Origin of the sequence: Shewanella hafniensis, assembly GCF_019655335.1 — a bacterium.
In the GTDB taxonomy this organism is placed as follows: domain Bacteria; phylum Pseudomonadota; class Gammaproteobacteria; order Enterobacterales; family Shewanellaceae; genus Shewanella; species Shewanella hafniensis.
Genome location: NZ_BPFD01000091.1, coordinates 1 through 16,306 on the forward strand (window position 1 = coordinate 1; position 16,306 = coordinate 16,306).

General features: G+C 47.3%; 12 protein-coding genes and 1 pseudogene. 7 read left to right on the top strand and 6 right to left on the bottom strand.

From position 1 onward, the window contains the following. Positions 1 to 111, bottom strand: a pseudogene (locus K5Q99_RS22565) (transposase); the annotation flags it as partial. Positions 112 to 639: 528 nt separating this feature from the next. Here K5Q99_RS22565 and yoaA point away from each other — a divergent pair. Further along, positions 640 to 2,649 (top strand): DNA repair helicase YoaA, encoded by a 2,010-nt coding sequence (gene yoaA / locus K5Q99_RS19060; RefSeq protein ID WP_220777795.1) that lies wholly within the window; start codon positions 640 to 642, stop codon positions 2,647 to 2,649. A 153-nt stretch (positions 2,650 to 2,802) separates the two neighbouring features. On the opposite strand, the gene K5Q99_RS19065 is transcribed toward yoaA, so the two are convergent. Further along, positions 2,803 to 4,791 carry a TonB-dependent receptor domain-containing protein gene (locus K5Q99_RS19065; RefSeq protein WP_220777796.1) on the bottom strand — a complete coding sequence of 663 codons (1,989 nt, stop codon included), beginning with the start codon at positions 4,789 to 4,791 and terminating at the stop codon, positions 2,803 to 2,805. Between the two features lie 471 nt (positions 4,792 to 5,262). Between K5Q99_RS19065 and K5Q99_RS19070 the strand changes: the two genes are divergently transcribed. Further along, positions 5,263 to 5,844, top strand: a complete 582-nt coding sequence (locus tag K5Q99_RS19070) for a DUF4440 domain-containing protein (protein ID WP_220777797.1) — start codon at positions 5,263 to 5,265, stop codon at positions 5,842 to 5,844. Between the two features lie 68 nt (positions 5,845 to 5,912). Here K5Q99_RS19070 and K5Q99_RS19075 read toward each other — a convergent pair whose 3' ends face one another. After that, entirely contained in the window at positions 5,913 to 6,560 is a 648-nt protein-coding gene (locus tag K5Q99_RS19075) for a DUF938 domain-containing protein (RefSeq protein ID WP_220777798.1), read from the bottom strand. Positions 6,561 to 7,051: 491 nt separating this feature from the next. Between K5Q99_RS19075 and K5Q99_RS19080 the strand changes: the two genes are divergently transcribed. Next, positions 7,052 to 8,341, top strand: a complete 1,290-nt coding sequence (locus tag K5Q99_RS19080; RefSeq protein WP_220777799.1) for an NAD(P)/FAD-dependent oxidoreductase — start codon at positions 7,052 to 7,054, stop codon at positions 8,339 to 8,341. Positions 8,342 to 8,449: 108 nt separating this feature from the next. On the opposite strand, the gene K5Q99_RS19085 is transcribed toward K5Q99_RS19080, so the two are convergent. After that, positions 8,450 to 9,328 (bottom strand): LysR family transcriptional regulator, encoded by an 879-nt coding sequence (locus K5Q99_RS19085; protein ID WP_220777800.1) that lies wholly within the window; start codon positions 9,326 to 9,328, stop codon positions 8,450 to 8,452. Between the two features lie 266 nt (positions 9,329 to 9,594). Between K5Q99_RS19085 and K5Q99_RS19090 the strand changes: the two genes are divergently transcribed. Together K5Q99_RS19090 and fghA are read left to right on the top strand one after the other, a co-directional pair. Continuing rightward, complete coding sequence (locus K5Q99_RS19090) at positions 9,595 to 10,734, top strand: S-(hydroxymethyl)glutathione dehydrogenase/class III alcohol dehydrogenase (protein WP_220777801.1); 1,140 nt, start codon at positions 9,595 to 9,597, stop codon at positions 10,732 to 10,734. Between the two features lie 148 nt (positions 10,735 to 10,882). Continuing rightward, positions 10,883 to 11,725 (top strand): S-formylglutathione hydrolase, encoded by an 843-nt coding sequence (gene fghA, locus K5Q99_RS19095; RefSeq protein WP_106650680.1) that lies wholly within the window; start codon positions 10,883 to 10,885, stop codon positions 11,723 to 11,725. A gap of 118 nt (positions 11,726 to 11,843) precedes the next feature. Here the strand turns inward: fghA and K5Q99_RS19100 are convergent, their stop codons facing one another. After that, positions 11,844 to 13,220: an L-serine ammonia-lyase gene (locus K5Q99_RS19100; protein WP_220777802.1), complete on the bottom strand. Its 1,377-nt coding sequence runs from the start codon at positions 13,218 to 13,220 to the stop codon at positions 11,844 to 11,846. A gap of 385 nt (positions 13,221 to 13,605) precedes the next feature. Between K5Q99_RS19100 and nagZ the strand changes: the two genes are divergently transcribed. Together nagZ and ycfP are read left to right on the top strand one after the other, a co-directional pair. Beyond that, positions 13,606 to 14,634, top strand: coding sequence for a beta-N-acetylhexosaminidase (gene nagZ / locus K5Q99_RS19105; RefSeq protein ID WP_220777803.1), 1,029 nt, complete (start codon positions 13,606 to 13,608; stop codon positions 14,632 to 14,634). A gap of 89 nt (positions 14,635 to 14,723) precedes the next feature. Further along, complete coding sequence (gene ycfP / locus K5Q99_RS19110) at positions 14,724 to 15,263, top strand: alpha/beta hydrolase YcfP (RefSeq protein ID WP_220777804.1); 540 nt, start codon at positions 14,724 to 14,726, stop codon at positions 15,261 to 15,263. Positions 15,264 to 15,877: 614 nt separating this feature from the next. On the opposite strand, the gene K5Q99_RS19115 is transcribed toward ycfP, so the two are convergent. Continuing rightward, positions 15,878 to 16,306, bottom strand: a 429-nt coding sequence (locus tag K5Q99_RS19115; RefSeq protein WP_220777805.1) for a DUF3800 domain-containing protein, incomplete at its 5' end; no start/stop codon positions are given.

Genomic DNA, 16,306 nt, shown 5'->3' on the forward strand with positions numbered 1-16,306 from the left:
ACCAGAGAAATGGTCTTCACCACACAAATAGGCACGCCTAACGACTCGACTACAACAGTGATAAAAAGGCGTATCTTCCAAACTGATTTGAGTTCTCCTTGGCTGTGGCATCATCACACTCCTTGTGTGGGGAAACAGACACTAAGCCTAGTTGCGAAATTGGTGATTCACCAAGAAGCACTATGAAACTCGCAATAATTAACAATGGGTGGCTTAGAAAAACTCTAGTGATTCACCAAGAAGCACCATGAAACTCGCAATAATTAACAATGGGTGGCTTAGAAAAACTGGCTTAGAAAAACTGAGAAAAACTCTGCGCGTACTCAAATATCTTGTTTTGGGAGCTTTGTATCAAAACTGACGACCCATAATGAATAGCTTTAAATGGAGGCTCATGTATGGCGCGAGGGAAAGAACCCGCGAAATTATCCTTGCTAACTTGTAGTCTTATCTTAAATCAGCATAATGCTTCGAGCCGTTAAGCTTAACGCTATTGTTTACGGCTGCGGTTTGCGGCACTAACCAGTGCTTGTGGTTAATTAAAGTCATCACAATGCACTCGCTCAGCAGCTTATAGTGTGGCCTTACTACATTTTTTATAACGCTCTCTAACACCTTGATAAAGGATTGATTCTCCCTTTGACTCGCTCCCGCCAACCGACATCAAAGTATGTTTCCTCTAAAGAAACTATCGCTAAGCCTTCTGCTTTAAAAGGCGCCGCTGCGGTAAGTCGACTCGCGTCCGAAGTGCAACGCGCATTTTTGCCCGATGGAGTATTGTCTAAACATATTCAAGGATTTAGTGCGCGAACAAGCCAGATGCAGATGGCACAGGAAGTGAGTGAGGCGATAGCGGCGAAGAGCAATGTAGTAATTGAGGCGGGTACGGGGGTAGGTAAAACCTTTGCGTATTTGATCCCTGCGATATTGAGCGGTAAGCAAGTCATCGTCAGTACGGGCAGTAAAAACTTGCAAGAGCAGTTGTTTTTTAAAGACTTACCCGCGCTGGTCGCCATGTTGGGGATTGAGCCTAAACTGGCGCTGCTAAAGGGGCGCAATAATTATCTGTGCCAGTGGCGACTCGATAAGCAAATGAGCGAGGCGACACATATCGATGCGCGTTTGTTGGATGATTTGTTGAAAATCAATCAGTGGGCGAGCACCTGTAAAGATGGAGATATTGGCGGCTTGACCTCAGTACCTGAGAATTCCTCGGCGCTGCCGCTTGTGGTCAGCACTAAGGAAAGCTGTATTGGTAAGCGCTGCGACTTTTACGATGCCTGCTTTACCCGCAAGGCGCGCAGCCGTGCTCTGGATGCCAAAATTATCGTGGTGAACCACCATTTGTTTTTCGCGGACAGCGTACTGAAAGACACGGGGTTTGCCGAGTTATTACCCGATCCCGATGTGGTTATTTTCGATGAAGCGCATTTATTACCCGATATTTGCGTTAACTATTTTGGTCAGCAATGTTCGAGTCGTACTATTGATGATTTTATTCAAAAGCTACTCGTTATTTATCAAACTGAACTGAGTGACACAGGGCAACTTGCCCAATTTTGTCAGCGTTGCCTTGCCAAATTAAGTGACTGGCATAATCAGTTATATTCCTGCGGTGAATCCGACTGGCGTTTAGTGCTGGGCAATAAAGCGCTCGCGGCGGCGTCATGGGATTTATTAGCGGAATTAACCGCGCTGCAGAATTTATTAATGGCTCATATTGGCCGCAGTGAATTGTTAGATGATATCGCCATCAAGTTGGCGGAGTTGAATAATAAGCTCAGTGTGTTTTTTAACTGCGATAATAATCTGGCGGCCTACAGCATTGAATTTGGTAGTCGTTTTGTGGTGCTGCGAATTTCACCCATCAATATTGCCCGTGAGTGCCAGCAGTTATTTGTGCCGGAAACCAGCTGGATATTTACCTCGGCAACTTTGCAAGTTAACCGCAGTCTTGCCCATTTCGCCCGAGAAATGGGTATCGTCGATGCGCAGCAAAGCATTCTCGACAGTCCCTTTGATTATCCGCGCCAAGCGGTATTTTGTGTATCAAGACAACTTGGCAGCGTGACCAATCAACAGCAAGCGTTAAAACAGTTGGTGGATGTGTGCGTGCAAGCGATAGATGCGGCGCAGGGACGGACTTTTATTTTATTTACCAGCCACAAAATGCTCGAACAAGCGGCGCTGGCACTGCGAACTCGCACTCAGTATCCGCTGCTAGTACAAGGCCAAGCGGGTAAACAGAGTCTGCTGACTAAGTTTCGCCAACTCGGCAATGCGGTATTGCTCGGCACCAGCAGTTTTTGGGAAGGGGTGGATGTGCGCGGTAAATTGTTAAGCTGCGTGATTATCGACAAATTACCTTTTGTGTCGCCGGATGAACCCTTGTATCGTGCCCGCGCCGACAATGTGAGTCGGCAGGGGCTCGATCCCTTTACTGAAGTGTCGTTACCTCAGGCTATTATTGCGCTGAAACAAGGGGTTGGCCGTCTTATTCGCGATGAAAAAGACCGCGGTGTGCTGATCCTTTGCGATAATCGCATTGTGAATCGCTATTACGGCCAAGCCTTTCTAAATTCACTGCCGCCGATGGCGCGTACCCGTGACCTAGATAAAGCGCTGGAATTTTTAAGACAGATCCCTTAATGCCGATCCCATAAAACAAATCCCTTAAGGCTGCTCGCTTGAGGAAGTGTTCTAAAAGTTAGACAGCTTAAAACTGAATTCATAAAAAACGGGCTTGCGATAGTTTCGCAAGCCCATTTTCACCTAGATAAATCCATGTGTGGCAGATTGTTATCAGAAACTTGCCGTTACGCCCGCATAAATACTGCGACTCTTTTGGATGTAATCCAGATCGGTAGCCACTTGGTCGCGCTCTGCATCCGTTAGGTTAGTGACGCCGAGTTTGACTCTGAACATAGGGTTGATTTGGTAATTTACGCCTAGGTCGAGTGAACCATAACCCGTCGATTTTACATTGGTGCGCAAATACTGATCGCCAGTATAGTGGTAGGCGATAAAGGTAGATAAGCCCTCCAATGCCTGCCATTGCAGTTTCAGGTTGTAGCTGTCATCCGGCGTTAAGGTAAAAGGCGCGCCATTTTGCTTATCTTCGGCATCGGTTTTACTGTAATTACCGCTAATGCTGACCGTGTCGCTTACATCGTACCAAGCCTGCAGTTCCCAACCAGTAATCTTAGCTTCGTTCACGTTTTGGTAAGTTAATACTGCACCGGGCGTTCTATCCCAAGTTTCTGTGATGATTTTATTTTCTACATCATTGTGGAAGTAGGTGATCGAGCCACCAAAATCTGTGGTTTGATATTGGGTCGATAACTCGTAGTTCACTGAGGTTTCGGCCTGTAGATCGGGATTGCCCGCAACAGTACAGGCGCCGCGACAAGCGGGGATAATATAATCGGCTTGAGACTGTGACATATTTGGCGCTTTAAAGGCTTTGCCACCGCCGCCTTTGATCACCCATTCAGAGCTTAAGTTATACACTAAATACATGCGTGGGCTAAATTCGGTGCCGTACACATCGTGGTGATCGACACGCCCGCCCAAAGTGATATTGAGTTCGCCCAAGCTAAATTCATCTTGCAGATACAAGGCCGATTGACTGTCGTCTAAAGTGCCATCGCCTAAAATGTTGCGGCTGTTTTCAAGTTGAGTCCAACGGTATTCTGCGCCGCTGGTTAACATGTGATCCCCAAGCAGGACTGTGGTTTGGCCGTCGAGATTGTGGTTGGTTTGGGTGATATTACCAATTTCGGCGATTAACGCTGAGTCGTCAGTTACCTCAACATTTTCATAGTAATAGCGCAGGCGAGTATCGCCCCAGTTCCAGTGGCCATTGTGGGTTAGACCTGAGCTTATCCGCTCGGCTTGTTGGTTATTGGTGAGAATCGTGCCGTAGTTATTCCAATCTGATTCACGTTCGTCATTGGCATAACTTAAATCAAATTGCAGATCTTGCTGGCTATCAATCAACCATTGCAGGTTAGCGAGGGCGCTGATTTCATCTCTGTCTTCTAACGCATCAATGGTGGGTTTTAAGTCTGAACGCCATGCATCGCGTTTATTGCTGTCGACGATTAAGTTTGCCAGTAATTTATCTTTGATCAGCGCGCCGCTGGTATAGAAATTATACTTAGTGCTGTCGCCACCTTTGCCACTGGTGGGCGTATCGTATTGCACGCCGACACTGGTCTGCCAGTCGTCAGTGGGTTTGCGCAGTATGACGTTAACCACACCGCCTAAGGCTTCGGAGCCGTAGAGGGATGACATAGGCCCGCGCACGACTTCGATACGTTCAATGGCAGACATGGGAATGGATGATAAGTCAAAATCGTTGCCATAACCGGAGGTTAGTGCTTCGCGGGAGTTGACTCGGCGGCCGTTGATTAAGATCAGCGTGTAGTCCGAATCCAGTCCTCGCAGGCTAATTTCATTGCGACCATAGGGCGTGCCTTCGCTGATGTTCACACCCTGTAAATAACGCACTGCGCTGGCCAGATCGTCAATCACTAGCGCTTCAAGTTCACTGCGGTTTATCACAGACACAGATGCGGGCGCCGACAGTTCCGAATGCTTAGTTTGCGTTGCTGTGATCACCATACGTTCCATTTCTGCTGTGGCATCTTGAGTCGTTGCGGCACTTACCCAGGCCGCGGGTAACAACAGACTTAAGCCAATGGCGCGTGATAGGCGGTTCAGCGTAAGAGTCGATTTTGTGGCAGATGCGTGACAGATTAGGCGAGTACGGCGGATAAATCGGGACATATCATTCTTCCTTGGGTAATTTCGGCGAATGATAATTATTCTTAAATAGTGCATCAAGAGCGCAGATCCCACTTTTGTGTAAAGACTATGTAAATTTTACTGTTTAATAACAGTATGATAGAGGGTATGTCTGTTCAGGGGGCAGCTTGCACTACCAAGCAGATGTTGCTGAGAAACAAATATGAGAAAGTGAGTGTGATCAGCGAATGTGAGAAGCGAATACGAAATAGCGAATGCGAAAAAGTGAAACGCCGTGGTGGGGTAAATCGCGCAAAAATAGTGAGATTAGCCACAAGTTGTCGGCAGCTTCTACAGATCAACTCAAGCCGTAATTATATTTGCATGATTTTAAAGGGTATTTTAATTGGCATACGCTTTGCTGATACTTCTGCTGCAGATGTGTGGCGCTATGCAGTTTTGTGATGTGGAGCGTCGCCATAAAAATTTACAGCCAACATTCACGGAGAGAATATGAATCCAGCACTCTATAGCCTAGCCACAGTCGCGGTATTAACTTTGTCACTCGCCACAACCGAACCCGCTGTTGCCACAGATGCGCCCGCATTAGCTAATGCCGCATCAGCTAAAACCGCTGAGGCTTCACATGCAGGCATTGCGCAACCCGCTAATGCGTTAGCGACTCAAATTGCAGCGGTGGATTTTGCCGTGTTCGACAGTTTCAATAAGTGCGCAGCCCCCGCTGAACTCAAGAAACATGCAGCGTTTTTCACTGAAGATGTTGAGTTCTACCACGATACAGGTGGCGTAACGTGGAACCGCAAGGACATGATCGCCAATACCGAAAAATACGCCTGTGGCCATTACCGCCGCGAGTTAGTTGCGGGTACGATGAAAGTGTTTCCGGTGAAAGAGTTTGGCGCGATAGAGCAAGGCGTTCACCGTTTTTGCAGCTTTGAAACCGGCAGCTGCGATGGCCTAGCCGACTTTGTCATTGTGTGGCGCAAACAGGACGAGCAGTGGAAGGCCACCCGAGTGCTGAGTTATGGGCACAGAACCGCTGAGGCCAAAATGGATTCAGTTAAAACAGACTAAACCATTAAACTAAAGCTAGCTTTTAACAAGAAACGAGCCTTTAACAAAAACTAGCCCCTAACAAAATGCTAGCCTTTAACAAAATGCAGTAGTCTATTATTGGCGGGCATAGCCACATCTTGTTTCAGTGTGAAGCCTTGCTCGCTGGCTAAACTGCAAATCCATTCGATATCGCGAATGCCGCTGGCGGGATCGCGCTGTTTTAAAAAGGCATCGAATTGGCGATTGCTGTCACTGCTAAATTCGCCTTGGTAGTTGAATGGGCCGTAAATGCACAGTGTTTTGAGTTGGGGGAGATACAGACCAAGACCAGTAAAAAGCGCTTCTACCATGTTTTTGCTCATAATATGCAAAGTGTTCGCAGTAAATACGCTATCAATATCAGGTGTTAATCCTTCCACCGGCCATGGCGCGGTAACATCAAGGATAAGCGGTAAAGCTAGATTTGCCCCTGCATTTAATAGCCCGCCTTCTTGCTCACACCTTGCGCTAATGCCACCAATATACTCAGCTTGATCGCTGGTTTGCCAGATTAAATGGGGAAGATTTGCTGCAAAAAATACGGCATGTTGACCAGTGCCACTGCCGATTTCGAGCACATGTTGGTTGAGTGAGAATGCCTGCGTTAGTACGGCTAAAATCGGCGCTTTGTTGTTTTCGCACGCTTGGGAAAACGGCAGTTGGCTAAGTGGCTGGGCAATGGGTAATAGTGACATAATGGACTCTAGGCAGTTGAGATTAAAAGAGTATGGCGCCGCACAAGCCTATCTTAAACCAGCAAAAAGCATAAGACTTAAAAGATAAAATGAGCCACGCCTTAATCTTCGGCGCCTAAGCTCATGTTCTTAATCTCTGGCTGCTTAATCTCTAGCTCCATAATCACAGGGGCCGCCATTTCAGATACTTTTATCTCGAGCTTCTCCATTTCAGGCTCGTCAAGCAGAAACCAGCCCAACTCCCTTTGTTATGTCCAGCAAGCGGTTAATTCAATCCACTATTGACCTCGATCTCAACTCAGATATACTCTCAAATTCTGAACGCTTGTAAAAAATATAAAACAACCGTCGGGGGAAACGTGTTAACACTCGCGCCTATAAACTAAGACTCAACACCCATTACCAGCACACAGCTTTTAGTACTTATCGTTCAACACTCAACTTTTAATATTTAACTTTCAACACTTAACTTTCAACATCAAGGAATGACTATGCCAGCAGAGCGTTGCGCCTCCTACTACAATGCCACCATTAACCAAGAGTCGGATTATCCTGAGCTTGAAGGCGACATTCGCGTCGATGTGGCGATTGTCGGTGGCGGGTTTACAGGTGTAGCAACGGCGCTGGAATTATCCGAGAAGGGCTACAAGGTGGCGCTTATTGAGGCCAACAAAATTGCGTGGGGCGCAACCGGACGCAACGGTGGGCAGGTGACGGGCAGTTTGTCCGGCGATGCCGCGATGACAAAACAACTGCGTCGTCAGATTGGCAATGAAGCTGAAGATTATGTGTGGAATTTACGTTGGCGCGGTCATGACATTATTAAAAATCGGGTGGCCAAGTACGGCATAGAGTGTGATTTAAAGTTTGGTCATATTCAAACCGCTTACCAGATGCTGCATATGCACGAGCTTAGGGCTATGCATGATGAAGCGCAGCGTCGCGGCATGGGGGAGTTTATGACGTTAGTCTCTGCCGATGAAATGCTCGCCTATTTAGGCTCGCCCTTGTATCACGGCGGTTTAGTCAATCGGCGCAACATGCATTTGCACTCAGTCAATCTATGCCTGGGTGAAGCCCACGCCGCAGCAGGGCTTGGGGCGTTGATCTTTGAAAACTCGCCCGTGCTCGATATTGAGGAGGGCGATCTTGCTACCGTTGTCACCGCCAAGGGAAAAGTGCGCGCCAATAGCGTGCTGATCGCGGGGAATGCCTACCATAAACTTGCGCGTCCTCAACTGCGTGGCATGTTATTTCCAGCGTCCTTAGGCAATTGTGCTACTGCAATTTTGCCTGATGAGATCGCTTCGCAAATCAATCCGCAGGATTTAGCCGTGTACGATTGTCGCTTTGTGCTGGATTACTATCGCCTGACCGCAGATAAACGGTTGATGTTCGGTGGTGGCACTAACTACAGCGGCCGCGATCCTAAAAATGTGGCGGCGGAATTACGGCCTGCAATTGAGCGCACGTTTCCACAATTAAAGGGCGTTGATATCGAATTTGCGTGGGCGGGAATGGCAGGAATTGTGATTAACCGTATCCCGCAGCTCGGCAAAGTGTCGCCTAATGTATTCTATTGCCAAGGATATTCTGGGCATGGGGTCGCGACATCACACATTATGGCCGAGATCATGGCCAATGCGATGGACGGGCAATTGCGTGAATTTGATTTGTTTGCCGCCATGCGCCATATCCGTATTCCGTTAAATGAATGGTTTGGTAATCAAGCGCTAGCGTTAGGTATGTTGTATTACACTTTACGGGAAAACTGGCGCTAGTTTGCGGCGTCTTGTCTGTTATCGCTTCGTTTGTTCGAACTGAGCAATCCGCTCAACAACAGACGGCTCCACAAAATACTGCTCAACAACCAGCTGTTCAGAAAAAGATTAGTCCTGTTCGATGAGTTTTTCTGCGAGGTAATCGACCAATACGCGGATCTTAGCCGACAGGTGGCGATTTTGCGGATAGAGCGCCCAAATGCCTTCTTTGGCTTCGCGGTGACCGTCGAGTAAGGACAGTAAACGTCCTGCATTTATATCATCTTCAATATAATAATCAGGTAGTTGTACTATACCAATTCCCTTTAGCGCCGCATCCCTGAGTGCGTAGCCGCTGTTACAATTGAGATTGCCGCGCACTTTGATATTGCGTTCGCGACCATTCTCCACAAAGCGCCAGTAATTGTGATTGCCAATCAAGCAATTGTGCTGGTTAAGCTCTGATAGCGTATGGGGCTGGCCGTATTTTTCCACATAACTCGGTGAGGCGGCCACATAGTGAGTACGGCTGCTTAAGGGTTTGGCCATTAAACTCGAGTCGGCGAGTTTGCCGAGGCGAATCGCCAGATCGTAACCACCTTCAATCAAGTCTAAGGTGCGATTGGTCAAGTCGACGCTAAATTCAACGCTGGGATATTGCACCATAAAATCATTGAGTAATGGCATGATAAATTTCTCGCCATAGGCCACGGGCGCCGTGAGCTTGACTAAGCCTTGAGGTGAGTCCTTTAGGTTTGAGATGGCGCGCTCGGCTTCTTCTAACCCGGTTTGTAATTGGCGGCAATGGCGATAATAAATCGTACCTTCTTCGGTTAACGACACTTTGCGGGTGGTGCGGTAAAACAGCTTAGTGCCGAGGCGATTTTCCAATGCCGTGATTTGGCGACTCACGTGGGCGGTGGAGATATTCAGTCGCTGTGCCGCTAAGGTAAAACTTTCGGCCTCGGCCACTGCGACAAACTCAGAAATGCCATCCCAGAGATACATTGTTGTTACTCAGTAAAAATGAATTGCTTGAATACTAGATTGTCTCTCGCTGAGAAACAAATACAATCTTATTATTGATTGGCATCAGTGCAGTAGCATAAGTGCAGCAGCATAAGTGCAATAGGCATCTGCGTTGGCCCTTATGCAGAGCTCTTTATGCTGAGTCCGTATGTTTGAGCCAGTATGCTTGAACCAATAGGCTTTAGCTCAAGTTGAATCTATTACAACAATAATTTTCTCTTATTACCTATCAAGGGACGGTAACAATGTCGAACGAAAATCCGCAGTTTATTAAATCAAAGGCCGCTGTGGCTTGGGGACCAGGACAACCACTAAAAATTGAAGAAGTGGATGTGATGTTACCTAAAGCGGGCGAAGTCTTAGTGCGCATTGTGGCCACAGGCGTGTGTCACACGGATGCCTTTACCCTGAGCGGTGACGATCCAGAAGGGGTATTTCCGGCGATTCTAGGCCACGAAGGCGGCGGTATCGTTGAGCAAGTGGGTGAGGGCGTGACCAGCGTGCAAGTGGGCGATCATGTGATCCCACTTTATACCCCTGAGTGTGGCGAGTGTAAGTTCTGCTTATCGGGCAAAACTAACCTGTGCCAAAAAATTCGCGCGACCCAAGGTAAAGGCTTAATGCCCGATGGCACCACGCGTTTTTATCTCGATGGCAAGCCTATTTTCCATTACATGGGCTGCTCGACCTTCTCTGAATATACTGTGCTACCTGAGATCTCATTGGCTAAAGTCAATAAGAGCGCGCCATTAGAAGAGATTTGTCTGTTAGGTTGCGGCGTAACCACTGGTATGGGCGCTGTGATGAACACGGCCAAAGTGGAGGAGGGCGCGACCGTGGCGATTTTCGGCCTCGGCGGTATTGGTTTATCGGCGATCATTGGCGCGACTATGGCAAAAGCCAGCCGCATTATCGCCATTGATATCAACGAGTCTAAGTTCGAGTTAGCCAAAAAACTTGGTGCGACCGATTGCATCAACCCTAAATTACTCGATAAGCCCATCCAAGAGGTGATCGTTGAGATGACCGACGGCGGCGTAGATTACTCATTTGAGTGTATCGGCAACGTCAACGTGATGCGCAGCGCTTTAGAGTGTTGTCATAAGGGCTGGGGCGAGTCGGTGATTATTGGTGTTGCTGGTGCAGGGCAAGAGATTTCAACTCGTCCATTCCAGCTTGTTACTGGCCGCGTGTGGCGCGGTTCTGCTTTTGGCGGTGTGAAAGGGCGCTCGGAACTGCCACACATTGTTGAGCGTTATATGGCCGGTGAGTTCAAGCTCGATGACTTTATCACCCACACTATGGGGCTTGAGCAAATCAATGAAGCATTCGAGCTGATGCACCAAGGTAAGAGCATCCGTAGCGTGATCCATTTTGATAAATAAGCGATTTTGCACGCTAACTTGATGCTTCAGCTTGATGTGACAAACCGGCAGACAGGTGCAAATCTGTCTGCTGTGTTGCCAACTGAACAGATGACTAACGCTAAAAGTTATGACCAAGCGCTAACAGATTGAGCTTAAAAGGACTTGTATGACCATAGAAAATATCAGTTGTAACAAGAGTTTCGGCGGTTGGCATAAGCAATATCGCCATCAATCTCAGTCGTTAAACTGCGAGATGCGCTTTGCGATTTATCTGCCACCTGAAGCGGTGAATAAACCTGTGCCTGTGCTGTATTGGCTCTCAGGTCTAACCTGCACAGATGAAAACTTTATGCAGAAGGCGGGCGCACAGCGCATGGCGGCTGAACTTGGGATGGCGATTGTCGCTCCAGATACCAGTCCTCGCGGTGACGATGTGCCCGATGCGGCGGACAAAGCCTACGATTTAGGCTTAGGCGCGGGGTTTTACCTCAATGCGACCAAAGCACCGTGGAATCGTCATTACAAAATGTACGATTACATAGTCCACGAGTTGCCAGCCTTGATTGAAGCCCATTTTCCTGTGACTACCCAGCGCGCCATCTCCGGCCATTCGATGGGCGGCCATGGTGCTTTGGTGATAGGCCTGAGTAATCCGCACAGATACAGCTCCATTTCGGCCTTTAGCCCGATTTCGAATCCGAGTAATGCACCTTGGGGCATTAAAGCCTTCAGTGAGTACTTAGGTGAAAATCGTGAACATTGGCGCCAGTATGATGCATGCGAGTTGCTTAAGCTCGCGATTAGCGAAGTGCCAGTACTGATTGACCAAGGTGAAGCTGACAGCTTTTTAGACACTCAATTGATGCCACAATCGCTGGTGGATATCGCCCATACCAAGGGTTATCCCTTGGATGTGCGGATGCAGCCGGGGTACGATCACAGCTACTACTTTATCGCGAGCTTTATTGAAGAACACCTTAAGTTCCATAGTTTGTACTTTAAGGCCTGAATCGTCGATTCAGCATTCATGCCGATGAGCTAAAACAAAAATGCCGCAACTCAGTGAGTGGCGGCATTTTTTATGGTGCGATTTAAGCGGTTAGCTAGAGTGAACTAACACTCAGCACTTAGCACTCAACTATGTTTACCGCTAGACCGCCTTTGGCGGTTTCTTTGTATTTGCTGCGCATGTCTCTGCCGGTATCCATCATGGTTTTGATCACTTTATCCAGTGAAACCTTATGGTTACCGTCACCGCGTAGGGCCATACGAGAGGCGTTGATCGCCTTGATCGCGCCCATGGCATTACGTTCGATGCATGGTACTTGCACTAGGCCGCCCACAGGATCGCAGGTTAGACCTAAGTTATGTTCCATGCCGATTTCAGCTGCGTTTTCAACGTGCTCAACCGTGCCGCCCATGATTTCAGTCAGTGCGCCTGCAGCCATAGAACAGGCTACGCCGACTTCACCTTGACAACCGACTTCGGCGCCAGATATTGAGGCATTTTTCTTGTACAAAATACCAATTGCGGCGGCGGTTAATAGGTAACGGGCGCAGACATCAATATCCACTTCTTGTACGAAAGTATCGTAGTAGCATAATACTGCTGGGATAATTCCCGCAGCGCCGTTTGTGGGTGCTGTCACTACGCGATCGCCGGCTGCATTTTGCTCATTGACCGACAGGGCGAATAAATCGACCCAATCCATAGCGGTTAATGGATCGACATTGTTACGGCCTTCGGCTTTCAAACGACGGTACAGGGCAGGGGCGCGGCGACGCAGTTTTAAGCCGCCAGGTAAAATGCCTTCCTTCTGATAGCCGCGTTCGATACAGGTTTTCATGGTCTGCCAAATGTTCCACAGCTTGGCTTTGACTTCATCTTCGGTGGCTAAACTCAGTTCGTTCGCCATCATCAAAGAAGAAATACTCAGACCTTGTTCGCCACACAATTCTAATAATTGCGCTGCGCTGCCAAAATCAAAAGGTGCCGCTTCGATTTGTGATGCAGGGGATGCGTTACGTTGGCTGATTTCATCTTCATCTAAGATAAAGCCGCCGCCGACAGAATAATAAGTACGCTCGAAAAGACACTCATTTTTACAATAAGCGTACAGGGTCATGGCGTTGGCGTGGGCTGGCAAGGTTTTGCGTCTGTGGTAGGTAATGCCTTGCTCGCGGGTAAATTTAACCACTTTGCCACAGTGCAACGTTAAGGTTTCGTTCTTGGATACGTGCTCTAAAATGCCGTCGATACTGTCAGTGTCTACGGTTTCTGGGTCTTCACCCATTAAGCCTAAAATCACTGCTTTTCCCGTGCCGTGGCCTTTGCCTGTTTGGCCTAGGGAGCCAAAGAGCTCGGCTCTTAATTCATCAATCTGGGTCACGAGTCCTGAGTCAGTCAGGTTTTGCATAAAAATTTTGCCCGCTTTCATTGGGCCGACAGTATGTGAACTCGATGGACCTATGCCGATCTTGAACATGTCAAATACGCTAATCATGATAGAAGTCCTGTTGTGTCTTGTTTATTATTTTAGTCTGAGTGCATGGGATTGCTCGCTCTGCAGATTGAAGCACGCTAATCTTCAACGTGAACTCTGGTCAATGGCGGCGCTCTTTCATGCGAAATCTGCTTGTGTGATACTCTAACCTCAGTATCCCATAGATTAGTGTGACAATTCACATTAGTTTTTTTAATTCGTTATAGTTCGGATAAGCTGAACTTAATTGGGACTTTTTTGCTGGCCATTTTATGGTCAAGAATACAGGCTTTAAAAGCGCTACAAGGGCAGATGATTCGCTTTTTTGGGCTTTTTTGTGAGCGCGACCCACTTATGGCTTGAGTGGTTATTTTTTGAGTATTAATGAAAATTTTTAGGGAGAAGTATGAGCTATTTAATGTTGGACCTACTGTCGTTGGACGTCAGTGAGGCAGAATCTGAGATGCTACGCCATCCACAGGTGGGTGGTTTAATTCTATTTTCCCGTAATTTTTCAAGCCGTGATCAGTTGATCCGTCTGGTACAACAGATACGCCAAATCCGCCCTGAACTATTAATTGCCGTCGATCATGAGGGTGGCCGAGTACAACGCTTCCGCGATGGCTTTACCATTATTCCCGCTATGGGCGACATTCTACCTGCAGCTAAGGGCGATATAGCGTTAGCCAAACGTTGGGCCTGTGAGCTGGGTTTCTTGATGGCGATTGAATTACTGGCCTGCGATATCGACTTAAGTTTCGCGCCCGTGCTGGATTTAAACGGTGTGAGCCAAGTTATAGGTAAACGCAGCTTTAGCCCAGAGCCCGCTGAGGTCATTACACTGGCCGAAAGCTTTATTGCGGGCATGGCGGCCGCAGGCATGGGCGCCGTGGGTAAACATTTCCCCGGACACGGCAGTGTACTGGCGGATTCGCACTACGAGAAACCCATTGATGATCGCGATGCCGAGGCGATTTTTGCAAAGGATATCCTGCCGTTTAAAGAATTGATCGCAAAAGAAAAGTTATTAGGCGTGATGCCCGCGCACGTGGTTTACCCTAAAGTCGACCCCAACTCTGCGGGCTTCTCTGAATACTGGCTAAAACAAGTGCTGCGTAAAGAACTTGGCTTTAACGGGGTGATCTTCTCTGACGATCTCGGCATGCAAGGCGCTGGATTTGCGGGCGATTACCGTGCAAGGGCCAGCGCCGCCTTAGCCGCAGGTTGCGACATGATTTTAGTGTGTAATGATAATGCGGGCGTAATGTCGCTACTCGATGGCTTTACATGGCCTACGAGCGCGCCGCAGTATCCTGCGAGTTTACTTAAACCTAATGCCGCGCAAACGGCAGCGGCGCTCGATAATACGGCTCGTTGGGAAAATGCCAAACAGCTTGCCGAGCAAATTTGTTTGGCCCAACAGGCGAAAGTTTGATGTAGCGCAAGGTGTGAGATCACTCTTTTGCTAGGGTTAGTTAATTCACTGTGATTAAAAATGATTAAAAATGATTAAAAGGCCTTGATATGATTTTCTATCTTCATGGATTTGATGCTACTAGCCCAGGTAATCACGAAAAAATGCGTCAGTTGCAATTTATTGACCCTGACGTACGTTTGATCAGTTACAGCACCTTGCACCCTAAGCACGACATGCAACACTTGCTCAAGGAAGTCGCTAAGCAAATGCAGCATAGCGACGATCCCGCGCCGTTAATGGTTGGCGTAGGACTCGGCGCTTATTGGGCCGAGCGGATTGGATTTTTAAATGGTCTTAAATCTGTGCTGATTAACCCTAATTTGCACCCAGAAAATAATATGCAGGGCAAGATTGACCGCCCAGAAGAATATGCCGACATTGCCAATAAGTGCGTGTCGCAATTTCGTGAAAAGAATACTCAAAAGGCCATGTGTATATTTTCTGTGAATGATGAGATGTTCGATAATCAGCAACTCGCCAGTGAATTAAGCGCCTATTATTCGATTGATTGGGATGACGTTCAACCCCACAAATTCCCCCAACTCGCTGCCCATCTGCCCAAAATAAAAGCCTTTAAGTTGGCTTGATTGATATCGATTGAATAAAAGTATCACTCCTCTTTTTATATATAAGAGGGGAGTGGATTTATCTCATCGGCTATTCCGCCTTATGGTTTTGGCTTTCATACTTCATGTGGCGCACATTGCGACTTTGAATATGAGTGTGACTATGGGTATATATTTCAGTAGGGCATATTGAGGGCTCTAGATTATAAAATCGACTATGTTGCTTTTGGATAGAAATGTGTTGGTAACCAGCGCGGGGGATCGGCAACTTTGGTTTTGGTTTTGGGTTTTAGAGGTTTAGCGTTGGCTGGTATCTACGCATATAGGCTTGCCATGGCATTGACTCACCGACTCGCAGCCAGTCCGTCCGTGGATGCTCGACCGCCCCGTCCATGGGGCGGACGGTCGTCTCGCCAATCACCATGGCTCACCTTTCGTGCATTCATGTAACCTGCAGGTTTAAAACACATACGCAACACACTTTGGACATTTCCGAGTTAGACTTTTAGTTCGAATTAGTGAGTTTCGAATTAAAATTTCTATGGATAACGCCCTAATAATGGAAAAAAAATTGTTTGCTAAAATGTTGAGGAACGAAAACAGAAAACTGTTTTTTGTCCTTATTAATTAGCTTGTTATATTTCACTTGGCTCTACTGCCTTGATACTAAAATTAGGGGTAATTGCTTTTGTTGCTGGTCTTGACCTATTTTCAGATGGAAAGTGCCAAATGTTAAAGTCTTTGTTGGGATATGTGTCGTAAACCAGTTTATCCCAACCAAGCATATTAGCCATTTTAATGAATGCAGCTTCTTTTGCTACGGATAAAGTTAGATTAGGATTTAGGAACTTCATGTAGCCTGAATTTACTGCGCCAGTTAAAATATCTACGACTTGCAAGCCAACGTGCTCTTTGGAATCATTCATTGTTACTTCTTGAATGGTTCTATCCGAGCCAAACTTTGCCAACATATTATTCGCAACAATACCAATAACTTCATCGTTCTTTTTATATTTATCACACTTTTGATCTATCAAAACGACCAGTTTGGATTTTACTTGTTT

Bases quoted from the DNA above. Each gene is read 5' to 3' on its own strand.
- K5Q99_RS19065 (WP_220777796.1), bottom strand. From the start codon at position 4,791: ATGTCCCGATTTATCCGCCGTACTCGCCTAATCTGTCACGCATCTGCC.
- K5Q99_RS19070 (WP_220777797.1), top strand. From the start codon at position 5,263: ATGAATCCAGCACTCTATAGCCTAGCCACAGTCGCGGTATTAACTTTG.
- K5Q99_RS19075 (WP_220777798.1), bottom strand. From the start codon at position 6,560: ATGTCACTATTACCCATTGCCCAGCCACTTAGCCAACTGCCGTTTTCC.
- K5Q99_RS19080 (WP_220777799.1), top strand. From the start codon at position 7,052: ATGCCAGCAGAGCGTTGCGCCTCCTACTACAATGCCACCATTAACCAA.
- K5Q99_RS19085 (WP_220777800.1), bottom strand. From the start codon at position 9,328: ATGTATCTCTGGGATGGCATTTCTGAGTTTGTCGCAGTGGCCGAGGCC.
- K5Q99_RS19090 (WP_220777801.1), top strand. From the start codon at position 9,595: ATGTCGAACGAAAATCCGCAGTTTATTAAATCAAAGGCCGCTGTGGCT.
- fghA (WP_106650680.1), top strand. From the start codon at position 10,883: ATGACCATAGAAAATATCAGTTGTAACAAGAGTTTCGGCGGTTGGCAT.
- K5Q99_RS19100 (WP_220777802.1), bottom strand. From the start codon at position 13,220: ATGATTAGCGTATTTGACATGTTCAAGATCGGCATAGGTCCATCGAGT.
- nagZ (WP_220777803.1), top strand. From the start codon at position 13,606: ATGAGCTATTTAATGTTGGACCTACTGTCGTTGGACGTCAGTGAGGCA.
- ycfP (WP_220777804.1), top strand. From the start codon at position 14,724: ATGATTTTCTATCTTCATGGATTTGATGCTACTAGCCCAGGTAATCAC.